Genomic DNA, 21,086 nt, shown 5'->3' with positions numbered 1-21,086 from the left:
ACAACGAGGTGCGTCATGCGTGAAGTGGTGATCGTCGACAGCGTACGGACTGGCCTGGCCAAGTCCTTTCGCGGCAAGTTCAACCAGACCCGTCCGGATGACATGGCCGCTCACTGCGTCAATGCGCTGCTGAGCCGCAACGGCATCGACCCGGCCAGTGTCGAGGACTGCATCGTCGGCGCCGGCTCCAATGAGGGCGCCCAGGGCTTCAATATCGGTCGCAACGTGGCGGTGCTCTCGCAACTGGGCACCGGGACCGCGGGCATGACCCTCAACCGCTTCTGTTCGTCAGGGCTGCAGGCGATCGCCATCGCCGCCAACCAGATTGCCTCCGGCTGCAGCGACATCATCGTTGCCGGTGGCGTCGAGTCCATCAGCCTGACCATGAAGAGCGTCAATACCGACCACCTGATCAACCCGTTGCTCAAGGAGCAGGTGCCGGGCATCTACTTTCCCATGGGCCAGACCGCCGAGGTGGTGGCGCGCCGTTACAACGTCAGTCGCGAGGCCCAGGACCGCTATTCCCTGCAGAGCCAGCAACGCACTGCCCAGGCCCAGGCGGCCGGCCTGTTCAATGACGAAATCGTGCCGATGACGGTCAAGTACAAGGTCGAGGACAAGAACACCGGGCAGGTGCAGATACTCGATGGCGTGGTGGATCGTGATGACTGCAACCGCCCCGACACCACCCTGGAGAACCTCGCGGCCCTCAAGCCGGTGTTCGCCGACGACGGTTCGGTCACGGCGGGCAACTCTTCACAGCTGTCCGATGGCGCCTCCATGACCCTGGTGATGAGCCTGGAGCGGGCACTGGCCCTGGGGCTCAAGCCCAAGGCTTTTTTCCGCGGTTTTACCGTGGCCGGCTGCGAGCCTGACGAGATGGGCATCGGCCCGGTGTTCTCGGTGCCCAAGCTGCTCAAGGCCAAGGGCCTGCGCGTCGCTGATATCGACCTGTGGGAGCTCAACGAGGCTTTTGCTTCCCAGTGCCTGTATGCCCGCGATCGCCTGGAAATCGACAACGCCAGGTACAACGTCAACGGTGGTTCGATCTCCATCGGCCACCCGTTCGGCATGACCGGTTCGCGCCAGGTGGGGCACCTGGTGCGTGAGTTGCAACGGCGCAATCTGCGCTACGGCATCGTCACCATGTGCGTGGGCGGCGGCATGGGGGCGACGGGGTTGTTCGAGGCCGTGCGCTAGGTTGATCGGCAGGCGCCATGGCCGGTTCCTGCGCGGGACCGGCGGTGGTGTTTGCGACCTGCACAATCCTGATTGCGCTTTGTCACCAACTGTCCCTGTGTCGGCCCCGACGGCAGGCATAGAATGCGCACCTCGCAGGTCAAGCATTGTGGGGTTCGCATGCACGTTTCATCCGGTCGCTGGGTTTATGGCCTGTTTCTCGCCTTACTGACCGCGTTGCTGTGGGGCATCCTGCCGATCAAGCTCAAGCAAGTACTGCTGGTGATGGACCCGGTCACCGTGACCTGGTTTCGCCTGATGGTGTCCGGCGGCTGCCTGTTGCTCTACCTGACGGCAGTGGGGCGCTTGCCCCGCTGGCGCCTGCTCGGCCCCAAAGGCATCTGGCTGGTGCCGATCGCAGTCTGCGGGCTGGTGGGCAACTATGTGCTGTACCTGATGGGCCTTAACCTGCTGAGCCCTGGCACTGCGCAACTGGTGGTGCAGATGGGGCCGATCCTGCTGCTGGTCGCCAGTGTGTTCGTGTTCAAGGAGCGCTTTAGCCTGGGGCAGGGGCTTGGGCTGCTGGTGCTGTTGATCGGCTTCGGGCTGTTCTTCAATCAGCGCCTGACCGAACTGCTGACATCCCTCAGTGACTACACCGCCGGAGTCTTGACCATCCTGGCCGCATCGGCGGTCTGGACCTTTTATGCCCTGGGTCAGAAGCAGCTGTTGAGCGCATGGAATTCCTTGCAGGTGATGATGGTGATCTACCTGTCCTGCGCACTGCTGCTGACTCCTTGGGTGCATCCGATGGAAGCGTTGCAGTTGAGCCCATTGCAGGGTTGGCTGTTGCTCGCCTGCTGCCTCAATACCCTGGTTGCCTATGGCGCCTTTGCCGAGGCCCTGGCCCATTGGGAGGCGTCGCGGGTCAGTGCGACCCTGGCGATCACGCCGCTGGTGACCTTTGCCGCGGTGGCTTGGGCAGCCTGGGCGTGGCCGGAATATGTGCAGGCTGAAGAGATCAATGGCCTGGGCTATGGCGGGGCGTTGCTGGTGGTGCTGGGCTCGGCGCTGACCGCGTTGGGGCCCTCGCTGATGGCCGGGCTCAAGGCCCGGCGCCAGCGTATTGCGGTGGGTTGAGAGGCACTGGCAAACCGGCTCCTGCACAAGCGCTGTCACTGTGCAGGCAATGGCTGCCGGCGAGACACGGTCGCCTCAACTCTGCTTTCCGGCCTCCAGCATGTTCTCCGGGCGGACCCAGGCATCGAACTGCTCGTCGGTCAGGTAGCCCAATTCCAGCGCGGCCTCGCGCAGGGTCAGGTTCTCGGCGTAGGCCTTCTTGGCGATCTCGGCGGCCTTGTCGTAGCCGATATGGGTGTTGAGCGCGGTCACCAGCATCAGGCCTCGCTCCAGGTGCTCGGCCATCTGCACCGGGTCAGGTTCCAGTCCGGCAATGCAATGCTGCTGGAAGTTGCTGCAGCCATCAGCCAACAGGCGGATCGATTGCAGCAGGTTGTGAATGATCACCGGCTTGTACACGTTCAACTGCAGGTGGCCCTGGCTGGCGGCGAAACCTATGGTCACGTCGTTGCCCATGACCTGGCAGGCAAGCATCGACAAGGCTTCGCATTGGGTCGGGTTGACCTTGCCGGGCATGATCGAACTGCCAGGTTCGTTGGCCGGCAGGCGCACCTCCGCCAGCCCGGCCCTTGGGCCCGAGCCCAGCAGGCGCAGGTCGTTGGCGATTTTCATCAGGCTCACCGCGAGGGTCTTCAGGGCACCAGACAGGGTGGTCAGGGGCTCATGACCGGCCAGGGCGGCGAACTTGTTCGGCGCGGTGACGAACGGCAGGCCGGAAAGGGCGGCCAGTTCGGCGGCGATTGCCTCGCCGAAGCCGTGGGGCGAGTTCAGCCCGGTCCCCACCGCGGTCCCGCCCTGGGCCAGTTCACACACCGCTGGCAAGGCGCTGCGAATGGCCCGCTCGGCGTACGCCAGCTGAGTGATGAAGGCCGAGACCTCCTGGCCGAAGGTGATGGGGGTGGCGTCCATCATGTGGGTGCGCCCGGTCTTCACCAGCTTCATGTGCCGAGCCGCCAGCTCCGCCAGTCCGCCGGACAGTTCGGTGATGGCCGGCAACAGCTGGAATTGCACGGCCTGGGCCGCAGCAATGTGCATGGCGGTGGGGAAACAGTCATTGGAGCTCTGCGAGCGGTTGACGTGGTCGTTGGGGTGCACCGGGGTCTTGCCGCCCCGGGGGTTGCCCGCCAGTTCATTGGCGCGCCCGGCAAGCACTTCGTTGACGTTCATGTTGCTCTGGGTGCCGCTGCCGGTTTGCCACACCACCAGGGGAAACTGATCGTCATGTTCGCCTGCCAGGACTTCATCGGCGGCTTGTTCGATCAGCCGGGCGATATCGGCGGGCACATCGCCATTACGGTCGTTGACCCGGGCGGCGGCTTTCTTGATCAGTGCCAGGGCGTGCAGCACCGACAGGGGCATGCGCTCGTTGCCGATGGCGAAGTTGACCAGCGAGCGTTGGGTCTGTGCACCCCAATAGGCTTCTTCCGGGACTTCAACCTGGCCCAGGCTGTCGGTTTCGATTCGATTCATCGTGGCAATCCTCCAAGTCTGACTGGCCAGTTTAGGCCGTGATCCGGGGCAGGGGTTCCCTGAAGGGGATATTTCCCCGGGGGGGCGGGCAAAACCGCGAGGTGTCCGGGGGTGGGGTTGAGGGACGCGGATTAATAGGCGCAGAATGGGCGCCCTTGGGGTTCTACCTCGCCTGCTAGATAAAGGAAACTCGATGACCCGTTTTCGTGCCATCTGTACCGCGGTTGTTCTGGTGTGTGCCAGCGGCCAGGTTCTTGCCGATACCGCCAGCCACAACGCCAGTGCCGAGGCCTTCCTGACCCTGGCCCATGCGGACAAGCTCGGTACTCCGGTGTACATGCAAGTGCAGCAAATGTTCGCCCAGCGTTTCGAGCAGACCAAGGCCCCGGAATCCAAGCGTGCCCTGCTGGAAACCTACCAGGCCAAGGCCAACGCCGCCCTGGACCAGGCCATTGGCTGGAACAAGCTGAAACCGGACATGGTCAAGCTCTACACCAGCAATTTCAGCGAGTCCGAGCTCAAGGACCTGGTCGCCTTCTACCAGTCGCCACTGGGCAAGAAAGTCCTGGAGAAAATGCCCCAGCTGACCCAGCAATCGGCGCAGATGACCCAGGGCAAGCTGGAAAGTGCAGTGCCTGTGGTGAACAAGCTGCTGGCCGACATGACCGCCGAGCTCGAGCCTAAAGCAGCACCTGCGAAGAAGAAGTAAGCGGAGCCTGCAATGACCATGCAACAACGTATCGAATCGGCGCTGGGGGCGTTGCAGCCCGAGCACCTGCAAGTGCTGGATGAAAGCCACATGCACAGCCGTGGCCAGGAAACCCACTACAAGGCGGTGCTGGTCAGCGAGCAGTTCGAAGGCCTCAACAGCGTCAAGCGTCATCAGAAGGTCTACGCCACCCTGGGTGAGCTGATGAGCCAGTTCCATGCCTTGGCGCTGCACACCTATACACCGCAAGAGTGGTCGAAGATCGGTGCGGCCCCGGCCTCGCCGACCTGCGCCGGAGGTGGGCACTAGTAGTCGCCCGTGGCTGGCCGTAACACTCCTTGGTGTTCGGCTTGCCGCTTGAAGCTTGGAGCTGGAAGCTGCCTTCCTGTTACAATCGCAACGCGCCGCTTATGCCGGCGCGTTTTTTTTGCATCCGGTTCACCCTTTGCGAGGGTAGCCACCTGGAGATTACCCATGACACAACCCATTGTCGTGGCGGCACTGTATAAGTTCGTCACCCTCGAAGATTACGTCAGCCTGCGCGAGCCCCTGTTGCAGGCGATGCTCGACAACGGCATCAAGGGCACCTTGCTGATCGCCGAAGAAGGCATCAACGGCACCGTGTCCGGCACACGTGAAGGCATCGATGGCCTGCTGACCTGGTTGAAGAGCGATGCGCGCATGGTCGACATCGACCATAAAGAGTCGTACTGCGACGAGCAGCCCTTCTACCGCACCAAGGTCAAGCTGAAAAAAGAGATCGTGACCCTGGGCGTGCCCGGCGTCGACCCCAACAAGAAGGTCGGGACCTACGTCGAGCCCCAGGACTGGAATGCCCTGATCAGCGACCCGGAAGTGCTGTTGATCGATACTCGTAACGACTATGAGGTGTCCATCGGCACCTTCGAAGGTGCGATCGACCCGAAAACCACCAGCTTTCGCGAGTTCCCGGACTACATCAAGGCCCATTTCGACCCGAGCAAGCACAAGAAAGTGGCGATGTTCTGCACCGGCGGCATCCGTTGCGAGAAGGCTTCGAGCTACATGCTCAGCGAAGGCTTCGACGAGGTGTTTCACCTCAAGGGTGGCATCCTCAAGTACCTCGAAGAGGTGCCGCAGCAAGAGAGCAAATGGCAGGGCGACTGCTTTGTGTTCGATAACCGCGTCACTGTTCGCCACGACCTGAGCGAAGGCGACTACGATCAATGTCATGCCTGCCGCACTCCGGTGAGTGTCGAGGATCGTGCATCCGAGCACTACGTGCCGGGTATCAGTTGTCCCCATTGCTGGGACAAATTGAGCGAAAAGACCCGTCGCAGTGCCATCGACCGCCAGAAGCAGATCGAGTTGGCCAAGGCCCGCAACATGCCGCACCCGATTGGTTTCAACTACAAGCAATCATCTTCCGAGGCTTGAGCCATGTCTGCCCGCCTGCTCTATGTGATGGACCCGATGTGTTCATGGTGCTGGGGGTTCGCCCCCGTGGCCCAGGCTCTGGCGGAGCAGGCCCAGGCCGCCGGGGTCGAGCTGCACCTGGTGGTGGGAGGCTTGCGCACCGGCAGTGGCGCGGCGCTGGAGCCCAACACCCGACGCTATATTCTCGAGCACTGGCAGGCGGTGCATCAGGCCACCGGCCAGCCGTTCAATTTCGAAGGCGCCTTGCCCGATGGCTTTGTCTATGACACCGAGCCGGCTTGCCGGGCGATTGTCACCGCCCGCGGCCTGGCGCCCGATTGTGCGTGGAAGCTGCTGGGGCTGATCCAGCGGGCGTTCTACGTCGAAGGTCGCGACGTCACCCTGGCCAGTGTGCTGGTGGAGTTGGCAGAGCAGGCCGGGGTGCCGCGTATCGAATTCGCCGAGGCGTTCGACCGTGCCGAGCAGCATGCGGCCACGGCCGCGGACTTCACCTGGGTCCAGGACCTGGGGATTGCCGGGTTCCCCACCTTGCTGGCAGAACGCAATGGCCAGTTGGCGTTGTTGACCAACGGCTACCAGCCGTTGGATGAGTTGTCGCCACTGCTGGGGCGCTGGCTGGAGCGCGCCGCCTGTGCCTGAGCCGGTCGATGCAGGTGCGCCTGCCAAGATTGTCGATCGCCTGAGCTGGGCGGAAATCCGCCGCCTGGCCCTTCATCACAAGAAAGCCCTGTGGATTGCCAACGGCGTAGCGGTGCTGGCGACCTTGTGCAGTGTGCCGATTCCGCTGTTGCTGCCCTTGCTGGTGGACGAAGTGTTGCTGGGGCATGGCGATGCGGCGCTGCAGGTGATGAATCGCTTTCTTCCGGCAGGCTGGCAAAGCGCTGCCGGCTATATCGGGCTGATGCTCCTGGTGACCCTGATCCTGCGGTGCTCGGCCCTGGTGTTCAACGTGGTCCAGGCCCGGCTGTTCGCCGGCCTGGCCAAGGACATCGTCTATCGCATCCGTGTGCGCCTGATCGAGCGGCTCAAGCGCATTTCCCTTGGCGAGTACGAAAGCCTGGGAGGTGGCACGGTCACCACGCACCTGGTCACCGACCTGGACACCCTGGACAAGTTCGTCGGTGAAACCCTCAGTCGTTTCCTGGTGGCGATGCTGACCCTGGTGGGCACGGCCGGGATCCTGATGTGGATGCACTGGAAGCTGGCCTTGCTGATCCTGCTGTTCAACCCTCTGGTGATCTTTGCCACGGTGCAGCTGGGCAAGCGGGTCAAGCACCTGAAGAAGCTGGAAAATGACAGCACCTCGCGCTTTACCCAGGCCCTGACCGAAACCCTGGAGGCTATCCAGGAAATTCGTGCCGGCAATCGCCAGGGTTTTTTCCTCGGTCGCCTGGGCCGGCGCGCCGAGGAAGTCCGTGACTACGCGGTGGCCTCGCAGTGGAAAAGCGACGCCTCGGGCCGGGCCAGTGGCCTGCTGTTCCAGTTCGGCATCGACATCTTTCGCGCCGCAGCGATGCTCACGGTGCTGTTCTCCGACCTGTCCATCGGCCAGATGCTGGCAGTGTTCAGCTACCTGTGGTTCATGATCGGCCCGGTGGAGCAACTGCTGAACCTGCAATACGCCTATTACGCGGCGGGCGGGGCCCTGACCCGGATCAACGAGTTGCTGGCGCGTGCCGATGAACCGCAATACCAAGGCGGCGTGGACCCGTTCCTCGGCCGGGAAACCGTCGGTATCGAGGTCCGTGGCCTGAGCTTCGGCTATGGCGACGAGCGGGTGCTCGACAACATGAACCTGTCCATTGCCCCGGGCGAGAAGGTGGCGATCGTCGGGGCCAGCGGCGGCGGCAAGAGCACTCTGGTGCAGTTGTTGCTGGGGTTGTACACGCCGCAGTCCGGCACGATCCGGTTTGGCGGCTCGACCCAGCAGGAGATCGGCCTGGAGACCGTGCGGGAAAACGTCGCCGTGGTGCTGCAGCACCCTGCGTTGTTCAATGACACCATCCGCGCCAACCTGACCATGGGGCGCGAACGCAGCGACACTGCCTGCTGGCAGGCCCTGGAAATCGCCCAGCTGGACGCGACCGTACGTGCCTTGCCCCAGGGGCTGGACAGTGTGGTCGGTCGTTCCGGCGTACGTCTGTCAGGCGGCCAGCGCCAGCGCCTGGCCATTGCGCGCATGGTGTTGGCCGAGCCCAAAGTGGTGATTCTCGACGAGGCCACGTCCGCCCTGGACGCCGCCACCGAATACAACCTGCATCAGGCGCTGACCCGTTTCCTGCAGGGGCGCACTACGCTGATCATTGCTCATCGACTCTCGGCGGTAAAACAGGCCGACCGGGTTTTGGTGTTCGATGGCGGGCAGATTGCCGAAGATGGCGACCACCAGCAGCTGATTGCTGATGGCGGGCTTTACGCCAAGCTTTACGGGCATTTGCAGCAGGTTCGATAGTCTTGAGTTTTGTCCGGCTTTCTGTGCTTAGTGCTTGAATTTCCTGGGACAAAAACCGTTTTGGCGCGAGAGGGCGGCCGTTTGTTCCTGGAGGGCTGATCCGGCGGCTGTTCGCTCGGCGCCCGACCCGTGGAAATTAGCCTAATCTCTGCTGTCTGAGGCGGAACTACTGGGTGTTTATTTGGCAGTGCGCAAGCAAGGACCCTCATGAAGCAAAAGCGGACTTTCACAACGCCGCGGTTGTTGGGCATCGTCTGGCCCTTTATCGCCGTGGTGTTATTTCAAGCGCTGTTAGGTGGCCTCAGCCTGTACGTACTCTCGGCGGTGCGTGGTTATGTTGCCGGTGAAAGCCTGTGGTCCAAAGGCCAGAAAGACGCCATCTACTACCTCAATCTCTATGCCGACAGCCGCGACGAAGGCACTTTCCTCAAGTATCAGAACGCAATAGCAGTGCCCCAGGGCGGGCATGAGCTGCGGGTAGCCCTGGACAGCCAGCCACCGGACCTGGAGGCTGCGCGCCTGGGCATCCTCAAGGGTGGCAATCATCCCGACGATGTTTCCAGCCTGATCTGGCTCTACCTCAATTTTCGTCACTTCAGCTACCTGGAGAAGGCGATCGATCGCTGGACCGTGGGTGACAGCTACTTGCTGCAGCTCGATACCGTGGCTCGGGAGATGCATCAGGGGATCAGCAGCAACAGCGCCAGCGAGGCCGATCTGCAGCGCTGGAAGAGCGAGATCTTTGCCATCAACGACGGTGTCACTCCAGCCGCCAAGGCGTTCAGCGATGCCCTGGGCGAAGGTTCGCGGGTCATCCTGCGGTTGCTGCTGATCACCAACCTCGCCACCGCGCTGATCCTGATTGCCCTGGCGTTGCTGCGCACCCACAAGTTGCTCGCCCAGCGCCATGCCTTTGCCGATGCCCTGCAACTGGAGAAGGAGCGGGCGCAGATCACCTTGCAGTCCATCGGCGACGGGGTGATCACCACGGACGTCGAAGGCGCCATTGCCTACATGAACCCGGCCGCGGAAGAGCTGACCCGCTGGAAGGCCGAGCAGGCGGTGGGGTTGCCCCTGGCGGCCTTGTTCAACCTGCTGGATGAAAATGCCCAGGCCGACGGCTTTACCCTGATCGAGCACATTCTCAACGGTGAGCTCAGCGGGGGCAGCGAGCATTCCAAGCTGATCCAGCGCCTGGACGGCAGTACGGTTTCGGTGACCCTGGTGGGGGCACCGATCCGCAATGCCGGGAAAGTCAGCGGGACGGTACTGGTGCTGCATGACATGACCCAGGAGCGGCAGTACATCGCCAATCTTTCCTGGCAGGCGACCCATGATGCGCTGACCGGCCTGGCCAACCGTCGGGAATTCGAGTTCCGCCTTGAGCAGGCCCTGAATGGGCTGGCTCGGCAGCCGGCCAGGCATGCACTGATGTTCCTCGATCTCGATCAGTTCAAGCTGGTCAACGACACCTGCGGGCATGCTGCCGGTGATGAATTGCTGCGCCATATCTGTGCGCTGCTGCAATCGGGCCTGCGCGAAAGCGACACACTGGCCCGACTGGGCGGGGACGAGTTCGGCATTCTCCTGGAGAACTGCTCGCCCGAGGCTGCGGAGAAGATTGCCGAGGGGCTGCGCCAGACCGTGCAGAACCTGCATTTTGTCTGGAAGGGGCGGCCCTTCGTGACCACCGTGAGTATTGGCCTGGTACACATAGCCCATACCCCGACCACCCTCGAAGCGTCGCTGCGGGCAGCGGATATGGCCTGCTACATGGCCAAGGAGAAGGGGCGCAACCGGGTTCAGGTCTACCATGCCGACGACTCTGAGCTTTCCCTGCGTTTCGGCGAAATGGCCTGGGTCCAGCGCCTGCACATGGCCCTGGAGGAGAATCGTTTCTGCCTGTATTCCCAGGAAATCACCGCCCTGGGGCATGTCGAGCGTGACGGCGGGCATGTAGAGATCCTTCTGCGCCTGCATGACGAGGCCGGTCGGATGATCTTGCCGGACAGTTTCATTCCGGCGGCGGAGCGTTATGGCCTGATGACCTCCCTGGATCGCTGGGTGGTGCAGAACGTATTCAAGATCGTTGCCCAGTGCATCGCCGAAGGCCGCGAAGGGCCAATGGCCATGTGCGCGATCAACCTGTCCGGCATCACCATCGGTGATGATGAGTTTCTCGACTTCCTGCGGGAGCAGTTTGTCGCCTATGGCGTGCCGCCGAAGATGATCTGTTTTGAAATTACTGAAACCAGTGCAATTGCCAATTTGGGCAGCGCGATCCGTTTTATAAATGAACTCAAGGGTTTAGGTTGTCACTTCTCTCTGGACGACTTTTGCGCGGGAATGTCGTCGTTCGCTTATCTCAAACATTTGCCTGTAGACTTCCTCAAGATCGATGGAAGTTTCGTAAAGGATATGCTGGACGACCCGATTAACCGCGCCATGGTCGAGGTCATCAACCACATCGGGCATGTCATGGGTAAGCGCACGATTGCCGAGTTTGTTGAAACACCGCAGATCGAGCAGGCATTGCTCGAAATCGGCGTGGATTATGCTCAAGGCTACATAATTGAACGCCCGCAATTGTTCACCTGTGACAGCTTGCAGTGTCGACCTGTACGGCCACAGCCCCTGCTGTTCAAGGCGCCCGGCACGTTCCGTTGAAACCTCTTTTGGATCCGCACATCACAATCAAAAGGAGCCCGACAGTGATCGACACATTCAGCCGAACCGGCCCGCTCATGGAAGCTGCCAGCTATCCCGCCTGGACCCAGCAATTGATTCAGGACTGCAGCGAGAGCAAGCGCCGTGTGGTGGAGCATGAGCTGTACCAGCGCATGCGTGATAACAAGCTCAGCGCCAAAGTCATGCGCCAGTACCTGATCGGCGGCTGGCCGGTGGTTGAGCAGTTTGCCCTGTACATGGCACAGAACCTGACCAAGACCCGTTTTGCCCGCCACCCAGGCGAAGACATGGCGCGCCGTTGGCTGATGCGCAATATCCGCGTCGAGCTCAATCACGCCGATTACTGGGTGCATTGGAGTCGGGCCCACGGCGTGACCCTGGAGGACCTGCAAGCCCAGCAAGTGCCGCCCGAGCTGCATGCACTGAGCCACTGGTGCTGGCACACCAGTTCAGCGGATTCGCTGATCGTGGCCATTGCTGCCACCAACTACGCCATCGAAGGGGCGACGGGCGAATGGTCGGCCCTGGTCTGCTCCAACGGGATCTATGCTGCGGCGTTCCCAGAGGAAGACCGCAAGCGCGCCATGAAATGGCTGAAGATGCACGCCCAGTACGATGATGCCCATCCCTGGGAAGCGCTGGAAATCATCGTCACCCTGGCGGGGTTGAACCCGAGCAAAGCCCTGCAGGTTGAGCTGCGCCAGGCCATCTGCAAGAGCTATGACTACATGTACCTGTTCCTTGAGCGTTGCATGCAGCAGGAAAAAACCACGGTTACCCGCGAGCGCCTGGCGCTGGCAGAGGGCTAGGCCGGGGTTGTACGGGGGGATTGCCACAAGCGGCAAGCGCTTGTGGTGATGGGATGGCCCGTGAGTGACGGGCATGGTGGGCGCGGTTCTGTGCTCAGCCCGCCATTGCCAGACGATTGCGTCCTTCGCGCTTGGCCACGTAGAGCGCACTGTCAGCGCGCCGCAACAGGCTCTCAGCCGACTCTCCCGGCAACAAGGTCGAGCATCCCAGGCTTACGGTGAGTTCGATCAGGTCGCCATCGGCCCAGTACTCGTTTGCCTGGGCAGCATGGCGCAGGCGCTCCCCCACCATTGCCGCAGCGTCGCGTCCGGTATTGGAGAGCAGGATCAGGAACTCTTCCCCGCCATAGCGAAACACCATGTCCACATTGCGCAGTTGCCCCTTGATCGCGGCAGCAACGGCCTTGAGCACTTCATCGCCGGTGCTGTGGCCGTGGCTATCGTTGATGCGCTTGAAGTGATCGATGTCCAGCATCAGCAGCGACAACGGCAACAAGTGGCGGCGAGCCATTTCGATTTCCCGCTGCAGGGTCTGGTCCATGGCAATGCGATTGCCAGTATCGGTCAGCGGGTCCCGCAGGGCGCTGCGGGTCGCGGCGCGGTACAGCAGGGCATTGCGCATCGGGTACAGCAAGGTCGACAGCAGTGATTCCAGGTAACCCTGTTCGGTGTCGCTGAAGCGTTGGTTGCGGCGGAAAATCAGCTCGCCCATGGGTTCGCCTTCATGGCTGAGGCTGTAGCTGATGGAGTGATGGCCGCGCTGGCCGAATTCCAGGCGCAGGTCGCTGGGGGCATGGCGGTAATGCAGGGCGTCGAGGGGGACCAGGCGCTGCACTTCACGAAAGAACAGGCCGAGGATACGTTGCGGCTCGAGGCTGGTCTGCAACTGCAGCCCCAGTTGCTGACGCAATTGTCCGAGGCTGACGGGCTGCCTGATCAGCGGTGACTGCTGGCCAAAGCCCAGGCGTTGCAATTTGGCGCTGTCAAAGTCAATTGCGTTGGTCTGGGTCGGTGTTTTCATCTGAGCGTGAGCCCCCTGGGCACTGTGTACGGACTTACTGCCTGGGTGAGAGCGGCTCAGAGCTGCGCGTCGTACTGTTCCATCAGCCCCTTAGGACTTTCGCGCCTATTTTATGCCGCTTCGCCTTTGGCCTTAAAGCCCTCGGCGCATGCCGTTTTTCACAGTGTCAATGCACTGTGTATTGAGTGTTCTTAGAGCGAAACTCGTGCCATTCGGTTCATCACGATAAAAGTTGTTCTAATTCAATTGGTTGGATTTTTTACAGAAACTCTTCTGCCGACCAATGACATTTGTTTGGCAGCAAATCCAGGAGTGGCGAAGGGCGGGGAGGTGTCGCGACGGTATTCCGTCGCGACGAACGGGAGGCTGTTTATTGAGCGTCGAAGGCCTGGCCGTTGATTCCAGCACTGTCCGGGCCCATCAGGTACAGATAGACCGGCATGATGTCTTCCGGTGCCGGGTTGTTGCTGGGGTTCTCACCCGGGTAGGCCTGGGCTCGCATGCTGGTGCGGGTGGCGCCGGGGTTGATGCTGTTGGCGCGAACCGGGGCCACGCTGTCCAGTTCGTCGGCCAGGGTTTGCATCAGGCCTTCGGTGGCGAACTTGGACACGCCATAGGCCCCCCAATAGGCGCGGCCCTTGCGTCCGACGCTGCTGGAGGTGAAGACCACCGAGGCGTCCTGGGACAGTTTGAGCAGCGGCAGCAGGGTGCTGGTCAGCATGAACATGGCGTTGACGTTGACTTGCATCACCCGCATGAAGTTTTCCCCGGACAGCTGCTCCAGCGGTGTGCGGGGGCCAATGATCGAGGCATTGTGCAGCAGGCCGTCGAGGTGGCCGAATTCGGTTTCGATCATCGCTGCCAGCTCGTCGTACTGGTGCGGCAGGGCAGTTTCCAGGTTGAACGGGATCACTGCGGGCTGCGGGTGTCCGGCGGCCTCGATGGCGTCGTACACCTCGCTCAGGTTGGCTTCGGTCTTGCCCAGCAGGAGCACGGTGGCGCCATGGGCGGCGAAGGTCTTGGCGGCGGCGGCACCAATGCCGCGGCCAGCGCCGGTGACCAGGATGACCCGGTCCTTGAGCAATTCAGGGCGAGCGGAGTAATCAAACATAAAAGGCCTCAACAGAAATTGGATCGTTCCCGGCAGTCAGCCGGAAATCCCGCGGCTCAGCAGCTGCACAATGCGTTATCCAGCACTTGGCGCAGTTCCAGCGGATGGCTGACCACTACGTCGGCGCCCCAATGGCGGGGGTTGTCATCCGGATGGATGTAGCCATAGGTCACGGCGGCGGTCTTGGTGCCGGCATCGCGGCCGGATTCGATGTCTCGCAGGTCATCACCGACGAACAGCACGGTGGACGGATCCAGGTCGAGCATCTTGCATGCCAGGATCAACGGCTCGGGATCGGGCTTGCTGCGCTTCACGTGGTCGGGGCAGATCAGCAGCGCCGAGCGCTCGGCCAGCCCCAACTGCTGCATGATCGGCTCGGCGAAGCGCAGCGGCTTGTTGGTCACCACGCCCCAGACCAGGTTGGCTTTCTCGATATCGGCCAGCAACTCGGCCATGCCGTCGAAGAGCCGGCTGTGCACTGCGCAGTGCGCCAGGTAGCGCTCGAGAAACTCCAGGCGCAATTCCTCGAAGCCCGGGGACTCGGGGTCCATGGAAAAGGTCACGGCCACCATGGCTCGGGCACCGCCGGAGATTTCGTCGCGAATGTGCTGGTCGGCGATCGGTGGCAGGCCGCGGTCACGGCGCATTCCCTGGCAGACCGCGATAAAGTCCGGTGCGGTGTCGAGCAGGGTGCCATCCATATCGAAAAGAACGGCTCTGATGGCCATGTCTCACTCCTCTCGCATGGTCTGGATCATGTAGTTGACGTCCACGTCCGATGCCAGCTTGTAGTGCTTGGTCAGCGGGTTGTAGGTCAGGCCGATGATGTCCTTGACGGTCAGGCCGGCGGAACGGCTCCAGGCGCCGAGCTCCGAAGGGCGGATGAACTTCTTGAAGTCATGGGTGCCGCGAGGCAGCAGCTTCATGATGTATTCCGCGCCGATGATGGCGAACAGATAGGCCTTCGGGTTGCGGTTGATGGTAGAGAAGAACACCTGGCCGCCGGGCTTGACCATGCGGAAGCAGGCGCGAATCACCGACGAAGGATCCGGAACGTGCTCGAGCATTTCCAGGCAGGTGACGACGTCGAACTGCTCGGGCATTTCCTCGGCCAGGGCCTCGGCGGTGATCTGCCGGTACTCGACGTTGACGCCCGACTCCAGCTGGTGCAACTGCGCCACGGCCAGGGGGGCTTCACCCATGTCGATGCCGGTCACGGTGGCGCCACGTTGAGCCATGGCCTCGCTGAGGATGCCGCCGCCACAGCCAACGTCGAGTACCTTCTTGCCTGCCAGGCCGACGCGCTCGTCGATCCAGTTGACCCGCAGCGGGTTGATGTCGTGCAGGGGCTTGAACTCGCTTTCGCGGTCCCACCAGCGGTGGGCCAGGGCTTCGAACTTGGCGATTTCAGCGTGGTCGACGTTGCTCATGGGTAATGCTCCAAAGCTAAAGAATTCTCTGTAGGGCCTCAAGCTGCTGCTCAAGGCCCGGGTTATTGGGTGTGGCCGCTGATGCGCCGGCCCCAGCCGCGGGCGGTTTCGCCAAGCTGCTGTTCATCCATGCGGGTCAGGCGGCGGTCATCGAGCAACTGCTTGCCGGCAACCCACAGGTGCTTCACACAGTCCCGGCCGCTGGCATAGATCAATTGCGACACTGGATCGTAAATCGGTTGCTGGGCCAACCCGGAAAGGTCGAAGGCCGCCAGGTCCGCGGCCTTGCCGATTTCCAGGGAGCCCACTTCATTCTCCAGGCCCATGGCCCTGGCGCCATTGAGGGTGGCCATGCGCAAGGCGCGGTGGGCGTCCAGCGCGGTTGCCGAGCCGGCCACGGCCTTGGCCAGCAGGGCCGCGGTGCGGGTTTCGCCCAGCAGGTCCAGATCGTTGTTGCTGGCCGCGCCATCGGTGCCCACGGCAACATTGATCCCGGCCTGCCAAAGTCGCTCCACCGGACAGAAGCCGCTGGCCAGTTTCAGGTTGGATTCCGGACAGTGAATGACGCTGGTGTTGGTTTCTACCAGTAAAGCCAGGTCGTCATCGCTGATTTGGGTCATATGAACGGCCTGGAAGCGCGGGCCCAGCAGGCCCAGCCTGGCCAGGCGAGCCAGCGGCCGTTCGCCGCGCTGCTCCAGGGACTGCTGCACCTCGAAGGCTGTTTCATGCACATGCATATGGATCGAGGCGTCGAGCTCTTCGGCGATCATCCGAATTTTTTCCAGGTTCTCGTCGCCGACGGTGTAGGGTGCATGAGGGCCGAAGGTGATCTTGATCCGTGGGTGATGCTTGAGTTCACCGAACAGCTCCACGCCCTGGCGGATGGCCTCGTCGGCGTCGTGGGCGCCGGGGATCGGGAAATCGAGGATCGGCAGGGCGATCTGCGCGCGGATGCCGCTGTTGTGGACCCGCTCGCTGGCCACCTTGGGGAAGAAATACATGTCGGAGAAGCAAGTGATGCCGCCCTTGATCTGTTCGGCGATGGCCAGGTCCGTGCCGTCCCGGACAAAGGCCTCGTCCACCCACTTGGCTTCGGCGGGCCAGATGTGGTTCTCCAGCCAGGTCATCAGCGGCAGGTCATCGGCCAGCCCGCGAAACAGGGTCATGGCCGCATGCCCGTGGGCGTTGATCAGGCCCGGGCCCAGCAACATGTCGGGCAACTCGCGGATTTCGCTGGCCGGGTACTTCAGGGCGTCGGCCCGCGGGCCGATGAAGACGATGCGGCCATCGCGGATCCCCAGGCCATGATCCTTGAGGACAACGCCGGCTGGCTCCACCGGTACCAACCAGGTCGGTAGCAGCAGCAGGTCAAGCGCAGCGTGATGGTTCGGCATCGAATATCGGTCCAGAGCTTTATATAAAGGATGGCGAAGTATACCCGAGCGTCCTGGCAGGGGGATCGCTATAATCGGCGGCTTTTGTTCATGAGTGCGGGGTGAGGGATGCGCGATCGTCTGTTGGCTGCGGAGAAGGTCAAGGCCATTGATTGGCGAGATAGCGCTCTGTATCTGCTCGATCAGCGGGCTCTGCCCTTCGAGGAAACCTGGATCGCCCATCACAGTGCTGCCGAGGTGGCCGAGGCCATTCGTTCGATGGTGGTGCGCGGAGCCCCAGCCATTGGCATCAGCGCCGCCTATGCCGTGGTCCTGGCGGCGCGGATGCGTTTCGCCGCTGGTGGCGACTGGGTCGCAGCCCTGGAGGAGGACTTTGCCTTGCTGGTGGGCTCGCGTCCTACGGCGGTCAATCTGTTCTGGGCCCTGAATCGCATGCGCGAGCGCCTGGAGCGGGTCAAGGAGCATGCCGATCCGCTGGCTGCCCTGGAAGCCGAGGCGCTGGCGATCCATGAGAGCGATCGCGAGGCCAACCTGACCATGGCGCAACTGGGCGTGGACCTGATCCGTCGGCATCAGGGCAATCCGCAGGCGCTGTTGACTCATTGCAATACCGGTGCCCTGGCCACTGGCGGTTTCGGCACGGCGCTGGGAGTGGTTCGCGGCGCCTGGCTGGAAGGCATGGTGGAGCGTGTGTATGTCGATGAAACCCGGCCCTGGTTGCAGGGTTCGCGGCTGACTGCCTGGGAGCTGGCCAACGAAGGCATTCCGGTGATCCTGAATGCCGACGCCGCTGCCGCGCACATCATGAAGACCAAGGGCGTGACCTGGGTGGTCGTCGGCGCCGACCGAATCACCGCCAATGGCGATATAGCGAGCAAGATCGGCACCTACCAGCTGGCGGTCAATGCCATGCACCACGGTGTGCGCTTCATGGTGGTGGCCGCCAGCTCGAGCATCGACATGAGCCTGGCCAGTGGCGAGGACATCACCCTTGAAGAGCGTGAGGCAAGCGAACTGCTGGAGCTCGGCGGCACGCCTGTCGGGGCGCAGGTCGAGGCCTTCAATCCGGTGTTCGATGTCACGCCGGCCGATCTGATCGATGCCATCGTCACGGAAAAGGGCATTGTGGAGCGTCCGGACAGCGCCAAGATGGCGCAATTGATGTGCCGCAAGCGCTTGCATTGATGTGGTGGCAGGGAAGCGCTCGATTATTGCTTCCCTGGGCGGCGGCCAAGTCAGTAAAAACCACCTGCACGGGTACGAATTTGGCCTCTGAGCTTCTCAGGTGCCTTATCAGGCTGTCACCGGTCAACTAACTATGCTCCATGCCCATCAGGGGGATAGGTGCGTGGCGGCGATTGTGATAACATCCGGCGGTTTCCAAGGCGGTCCGATGCGGCTGCCTTTACTGCGCAAATCCATGGCATAACTTGTTGATTTGTCGTAAGTCGGTGCATGGCACTAGGCCTGCAGCGGCGAGCTTCGTTCGTCCCATATGGATGTGACGAAGTTTCACCAGAAAAAGGAATCAGGCTTCTCATGGGCGAACTGGCCAAAGAAATCCTCCCGGTCAATATCGAAGACGAGCTGAAACAGTCCTACCTCGACTACGCGATGAGCGTGATTGTCGGGCGGGCACTGCCTGATGCGCGCGATGGCTTGAAGCCCGTGCACCGGCGTGTGCTGTACGCGATGAGCGAGCTCGGTAACGACTGGAACAAGCCGTACAAGAAATCTGCCCGTGTTGTCGGTGACGTGATCGGTAAGTATCACCCCCACGGTGATACCGCGGTGTACGACACCATCGTTCGTATGGCCCAGCCATTCTCCCTGCGCTACCTGCTGGTAGACGGCCAGGGTAACTTCGGTTCGGTCGACGGCGACAACGCGGCGGCCATGCGATACACCGAAGTGCGCATGACCAAGCTGGCGCACGAGCTGCTGGCCGACCTGCACAAGGAAACCGTGGACTGGGTGCCGAACTACGACGGCACCGAGATGATCCCGGCGGTCATGCCGACCAAGATCCCCAACCTGCTGGTCAACGGTTCCAGCGGTATCGCCGTGGGCATGGCGACCAACATTCCGCCGCACAACCTCGGTGAAGTCATCGACGGTTGCCTGGCGCTGATCGACAATCCCGAGCTGACTGTCGACGAGCTGATGCAGTACATCCCCGGCCCGGACTTCCCGACCGCGGCGATCATCAACGGTCGCGAAGGCATCATCGAGGCCTATCGCACCGGCCGTGGCCGCATCTATATGCGCGCCCGCTCGATCATCGAAGACATCGACAAGGTCGGTGGCCGCCAGCAGATCGTCATCACCGAGCTGCCTTATCAGCTGAACAAGGCCCGTCTGATCGAGAAGATCGCCGAGCTGGTGAAAGAGAAGAAGCTCGAAGGCATCACCGAGCTGCGCGACGAGTCCGACAAGGACGGCATGCGCGTGGTCATCGAGCTGCGCCGTGGCGAAGTGCCGGAGGTGATCCTCAACAACCTCTACGCCCAGACCCAGTTGCAGGCGGTGTTCGGCATCAACATCGTGGCGCTGATCGACGGCCGTCCGCGGATCCTCAACCTCAAGGATCTGCTGGAAGCCTTCGTTCGCCACCGCCGTGAAGTCGTTACCCGGCGTACCGTGTTCGAGCTGCGCAAGGCGCGTGAGCGTGGCCATATCCTCGAAGGCCAGGCGGTTGCCCTGTCCAACATCGATCCGGTCATTGCCCTGATCAAGGCCTCGCCAACGCCATCGGAAGCCAAGGAAGCGCTGATCAGCACCCCTTGGGAGTCCAGCGCGGTGATGACCATGGTCGAGCGCGCCGGTGCAGATTCCTGCCGTCCGGAAAACCTCGATCCGCAGTACGGCCTGCGTGAAGGCAAGTACTTCCTGTCGCCGGAGCAGGCACAAGCCATTCTGGAGCTGCGCCTGCACCGCCTGACCGGCCTGGAACACGAAAAACTGCTGGCCGAGTACCAGGAGATTCTCAACCAGATCGGCGAGCTGATCCGCATCCTCAACAGCGCCACGCGCCTGATGGAAGTGATCCGCGAAGAGTTGGAAGTGATCCGTGCCGAATACGGCGACGTGCGCCGCACCGAGATTCTCGATGCCCGCCTCGACCTGACCCTGGGCGACATGATCCCGGAAGAAGAGCGGGTAGTGACCATTTCCCACGGCGGCTATGCCAAGACCCAACCGCTGGCTGCGTACCAGGCCCAGCGTCGTGGCGGTAAAGGCAAGTCGGCCACTGGTGTCAAGGATGAGGACTACATCGCTCACTTGCTGGTCGCCAACAGCCACACCACGCTGCTGCTGTTCTCCAGCAAGGGCAAGGTGTACTGGCTGAAAACCTACGAAATCCCGGAAGCTTCCCGTGCTGCCCGCGGTCGTCCGCTGGTCAACCTGCTGCCGCTGGATGATGGCGAGTACATCACCACCATGCTGCCGGTAGAGGAATACACTCAGGGTCACTACATCTTCATGGCCACCGCCAACGGCACCGTGAAGAAGACCCCGCTGGAATCCTTCAGCCGTCAGCGCAGCGTTGGTTTGATCGCTCTGGAACTGGACGAAGGCGACGTGCTGATCAGTGCTGCTATCACCGATGGCGAGCGCGAAGTCATGCTGTTCTCTGACGGTGGCAAGGTCACTCGCTTCAAGGAGTCCGACGTTCGTGCCATGGGCCGTACCGCCCGCGGCGTGCGCGGCATGCGTCTGGCCGAAGGCCAGAAGCTGATCTCCATGCTGATTCCGGAAGAAGGCAGCCAGATCCTTACCGCTTCCGAGCGTGGTTTCGGCAAGCGTACTGCTATCGGCGAATTCCCCGAGTACAAGCGTGGCGGTCAGGGCGTTATCGCCATGGTCAGCAACGAGCGTAACGGTCGTCTGGTCGGCGCGGTTCAGGTGCTGGATGGCGAGGAAATCATGCTGATTTCCGACCAGGGCACCCTGGTTCGTACCCGTGTCGATGAGGTTTCCAGCCTGGGCCGCAACACTCAGGGCGTAACCCTGATCAAGCTGGCCAGCGATGAAACCCTGGTGGGCCTGGAGCGGGTGCAGGAACCATCGGAAATCGAGGGCGACGAGTTCGACGATGAAGAGGGCGCTGAGTTCGAAGGCACCGTGCTGGATGCGGCCGCCGATCCGGATGAAGCAGCCGATGGCCAACAGGCAGACGCCGCAGGCGAAGAAGAGTCGCAAGACTAAATAAATCGTAGCAGGGCAGAGTGTTTGCTCTGTCCGCTACCGTGAATGCATAGCGAGA

General features: G+C 62.0%; 17 protein-coding genes. 11 read left to right on the top strand and 6 right to left on the bottom strand.

Annotation, left to right across the window (positions count from 1 at the left end):
* The first annotated feature begins 15 nt into the window (after positions 1 to 15).
* A complete protein-coding gene (locus ACZ5BO_RS25635; protein WP_464696904.1) occupies positions 16 to 1,200 on the top strand; it encodes a thiolase family protein in 1,185 nt (394 codons plus the stop codon).
* A 159-nt stretch (positions 1,201 to 1,359) separates the two neighbouring features.
* The gene (locus tag ACZ5BO_RS25630) at positions 1,360 to 2,319 is read left to right on the top strand and encodes a DMT family transporter (protein WP_464696903.1); all 960 of its coding nucleotides are present in this window, start codon (positions 1,360 to 1,362) and stop codon (positions 2,317 to 2,319) included.
* Between the two features lie 75 nt (positions 2,320 to 2,394).
* On the opposite strand, the gene ACZ5BO_RS25625 is transcribed toward ACZ5BO_RS25630, so the two are convergent.
* The gene (locus ACZ5BO_RS25625) at positions 2,395 to 3,789 is read right to left on the bottom strand and encodes a class II fumarate hydratase (RefSeq protein WP_025127109.1); all 1,395 of its coding nucleotides are present in this window, start codon (positions 3,787 to 3,789) and stop codon (positions 2,395 to 2,397) included.
* 193 nt (positions 3,790 to 3,982) lie between these two features.
* Here ACZ5BO_RS25625 and ACZ5BO_RS25620 point away from each other — a divergent pair, with 193 nt between their 5' ends.
* The 7 genes from ACZ5BO_RS25620 (at position 3,983) to ACZ5BO_RS25590 (ending at position 11,863) form a co-directional block, all read left to right on the top strand.
* Positions 3,983 to 4,498 carry a DUF2059 domain-containing protein gene (locus tag ACZ5BO_RS25620; protein WP_025127110.1) on the top strand — a complete coding sequence of 172 codons (516 nt, stop codon included), beginning with the start codon at positions 3,983 to 3,985 and terminating at the stop codon, positions 4,496 to 4,498.
* Between the two features lie 12 nt (positions 4,499 to 4,510).
* Positions 4,511 to 4,807 (top strand): BolA family protein, encoded by a 297-nt coding sequence (locus tag ACZ5BO_RS25615; protein ID WP_025127111.1) that lies wholly within the window; start codon positions 4,511 to 4,513, stop codon positions 4,805 to 4,807.
* 165 nt (positions 4,808 to 4,972) lie between these two features.
* Positions 4,973 to 5,914, top strand: a complete 942-nt coding sequence (gene trhO, locus ACZ5BO_RS25610) for an oxygen-dependent tRNA uridine(34) hydroxylase TrhO (RefSeq protein ID WP_464696902.1) — start codon at positions 4,973 to 4,975, stop codon at positions 5,912 to 5,914.
* Between the two features lie 36 nt (positions 5,915 to 5,950).
* A complete protein-coding gene (locus tag ACZ5BO_RS25605; RefSeq protein ID WP_177330238.1) occupies positions 5,951 to 6,553 on the top strand; it encodes a DsbA family protein in 603 nt (200 codons plus the stop codon).
* Positions 6,501 to 8,366 (top strand): ABC transporter ATP-binding protein, encoded by a 1,866-nt coding sequence (locus ACZ5BO_RS25600; protein ID WP_464696901.1) that lies wholly within the window; start codon positions 6,501 to 6,503, stop codon positions 8,364 to 8,366. Before ACZ5BO_RS25605 ends, ACZ5BO_RS25600 begins: the two co-directional genes overlap by 53 nt.
* Positions 8,367 to 8,573: 207 nt before the next feature.
* The gene (locus ACZ5BO_RS25595) at positions 8,574 to 11,033 is read left to right on the top strand and encodes an EAL domain-containing protein (RefSeq protein WP_025127115.1); all 2,460 of its coding nucleotides are present in this window, start codon (positions 8,574 to 8,576) and stop codon (positions 11,031 to 11,033) included.
* A gap of 77 nt (positions 11,034 to 11,110) precedes the next feature.
* Positions 11,111 to 11,863 carry a TenA family transcriptional regulator gene (locus ACZ5BO_RS25590; protein ID WP_371261283.1) on the top strand — a complete coding sequence of 251 codons (753 nt, stop codon included), beginning with the start codon at positions 11,111 to 11,113 and terminating at the stop codon, positions 11,861 to 11,863.
* Positions 11,864 to 11,957: 94 nt separating this feature from the next.
* Here the strand turns inward: ACZ5BO_RS25590 and ACZ5BO_RS25585 are convergent, their stop codons facing one another.
* The 5 genes from ACZ5BO_RS25585 to ACZ5BO_RS25565 all read right to left on the bottom strand — a co-directional run bounded on the left by ACZ5BO_RS25585 (position 11,958) and on the right by ACZ5BO_RS25565 (position 16,819).
* Positions 11,958 to 12,884: a GGDEF domain-containing protein gene (locus tag ACZ5BO_RS25585; protein ID WP_025127117.1), complete on the bottom strand. Its 927-nt coding sequence runs from the start codon at positions 12,882 to 12,884 to the stop codon at positions 11,958 to 11,960.
* A gap of 370 nt (positions 12,885 to 13,254) precedes the next feature.
* Positions 13,255 to 13,995 carry a YciK family oxidoreductase gene (locus ACZ5BO_RS25580; RefSeq protein ID WP_025127118.1) on the bottom strand — a complete coding sequence of 247 codons (741 nt, stop codon included), beginning with the start codon at positions 13,993 to 13,995 and terminating at the stop codon, positions 13,255 to 13,257.
* A gap of 56 nt (positions 13,996 to 14,051) precedes the next feature.
* Positions 14,052 to 14,723: an N-acetylmuramic acid 6-phosphate phosphatase MupP gene (gene mupP / locus ACZ5BO_RS25575; protein WP_025127119.1), complete on the bottom strand. Its 672-nt coding sequence runs from the start codon at positions 14,721 to 14,723 to the stop codon at positions 14,052 to 14,054.
* 3 nt (positions 14,724 to 14,726) lie between these two features.
* Positions 14,727 to 15,425, bottom strand: a complete 699-nt coding sequence (gene ubiG, locus ACZ5BO_RS25570) for a bifunctional 2-polyprenyl-6-hydroxyphenol methylase/3-demethylubiquinol 3-O-methyltransferase UbiG (protein WP_464696900.1) — start codon at positions 15,423 to 15,425, stop codon at positions 14,727 to 14,729.
* A gap of 62 nt (positions 15,426 to 15,487) precedes the next feature.
* On the bottom strand, positions 15,488 to 16,819 hold the full coding sequence (locus ACZ5BO_RS25565) for a TRZ/ATZ family hydrolase (protein ID WP_464696899.1): 1,332 nt from the start codon (positions 16,817 to 16,819) through the stop codon (positions 15,488 to 15,490).
* A gap of 108 nt (positions 16,820 to 16,927) precedes the next feature.
* Between ACZ5BO_RS25565 and mtnA the strand changes: the two genes are divergently transcribed.
* Both mtnA and gyrA read left to right on the top strand, forming a co-directional pair.
* The gene (mtnA, locus tag ACZ5BO_RS25560; RefSeq protein WP_464696898.1) at positions 16,928 to 18,004 is read left to right on the top strand and encodes an S-methyl-5-thioribose-1-phosphate isomerase; all 1,077 of its coding nucleotides are present in this window, start codon (positions 16,928 to 16,930) and stop codon (positions 18,002 to 18,004) included.
* 354 nt (positions 18,005 to 18,358) lie between these two features.
* Positions 18,359 to 21,028 carry a DNA gyrase subunit A gene (gene gyrA / locus ACZ5BO_RS25555; RefSeq protein WP_025127123.1) on the top strand — a complete coding sequence of 890 codons (2,670 nt, stop codon included), beginning with the start codon at positions 18,359 to 18,361 and terminating at the stop codon, positions 21,026 to 21,028.
* The last annotated feature ends 58 nt before the right edge of the window (positions 21,029 to 21,086 follow it).

The organism is Pseudomonas sp. FFPRI_1, from assembly GCF_055384485.1.
This window is presented reverse-complemented; position numbering and strand designations above follow the sequence as displayed.

Coding starts and splice junctions, on each gene's coding strand:
- ACZ5BO_RS25635 (WP_464696904.1), top strand. CDS start 16: ATGCGTGAAGTGGTGATCGTCGACAGCGTACGGACTGGCCTGGCCAAG.
- ACZ5BO_RS25630 (WP_464696903.1), top strand. CDS start 1,360: ATGCACGTTTCATCCGGTCGCTGGGTTTATGGCCTGTTTCTCGCCTTA.
- ACZ5BO_RS25625 (WP_025127109.1), bottom strand. CDS start 3,789: ATGAATCGAATCGAAACCGACAGCCTGGGCCAGGTTGAAGTCCCGGAA.
- ACZ5BO_RS25620 (WP_025127110.1), top strand. CDS start 3,983: ATGACCCGTTTTCGTGCCATCTGTACCGCGGTTGTTCTGGTGTGTGCC.
- ACZ5BO_RS25615 (WP_025127111.1), top strand. CDS start 4,511: ATGACCATGCAACAACGTATCGAATCGGCGCTGGGGGCGTTGCAGCCC.
- trhO (WP_464696902.1), top strand. CDS start 4,973: ATGACACAACCCATTGTCGTGGCGGCACTGTATAAGTTCGTCACCCTC.
- ACZ5BO_RS25605 (WP_177330238.1), top strand. CDS start 5,951: ATGTGTTCATGGTGCTGGGGGTTCGCCCCCGTGGCCCAGGCTCTGGCG.
- ACZ5BO_RS25600 (WP_464696901.1), top strand. CDS start 6,501: ATGAGTTGTCGCCACTGCTGGGGCGCTGGCTGGAGCGCGCCGCCTGTG.
- ACZ5BO_RS25595 (WP_025127115.1), top strand. CDS start 8,574: ATGAAGCAAAAGCGGACTTTCACAACGCCGCGGTTGTTGGGCATCGTC.
- ACZ5BO_RS25590 (WP_371261283.1), top strand. CDS start 11,111: ATGGAAGCTGCCAGCTATCCCGCCTGGACCCAGCAATTGATTCAGGAC.
- ACZ5BO_RS25585 (WP_025127117.1), bottom strand. CDS start 12,884: ATGAAAACACCGACCCAGACCAACGCAATTGACTTTGACAGCGCCAAA.
- ACZ5BO_RS25580 (WP_025127118.1), bottom strand. CDS start 13,995: ATGTTTGATTACTCCGCTCGCCCTGAATTGCTCAAGGACCGGGTCATC.
- mupP (WP_025127119.1), bottom strand. CDS start 14,723: ATGGCCATCAGAGCCGTTCTTTTCGATATGGATGGCACCCTGCTCGAC.
- ubiG (WP_464696900.1), bottom strand. CDS start 15,425: ATGAGCAACGTCGACCACGCTGAAATCGCCAAGTTCGAAGCCCTGGCC.
- ACZ5BO_RS25565 (WP_464696899.1), bottom strand. CDS start 16,819: ATGCCGAACCATCACGCTGCGCTTGACCTGCTGCTGCTACCGACCTGG.
- mtnA (WP_464696898.1), top strand. CDS start 16,928: ATGCGCGATCGTCTGTTGGCTGCGGAGAAGGTCAAGGCCATTGATTGG.
- gyrA (WP_025127123.1), top strand. CDS start 18,359: ATGGGCGAACTGGCCAAAGAAATCCTCCCGGTCAATATCGAAGACGAG.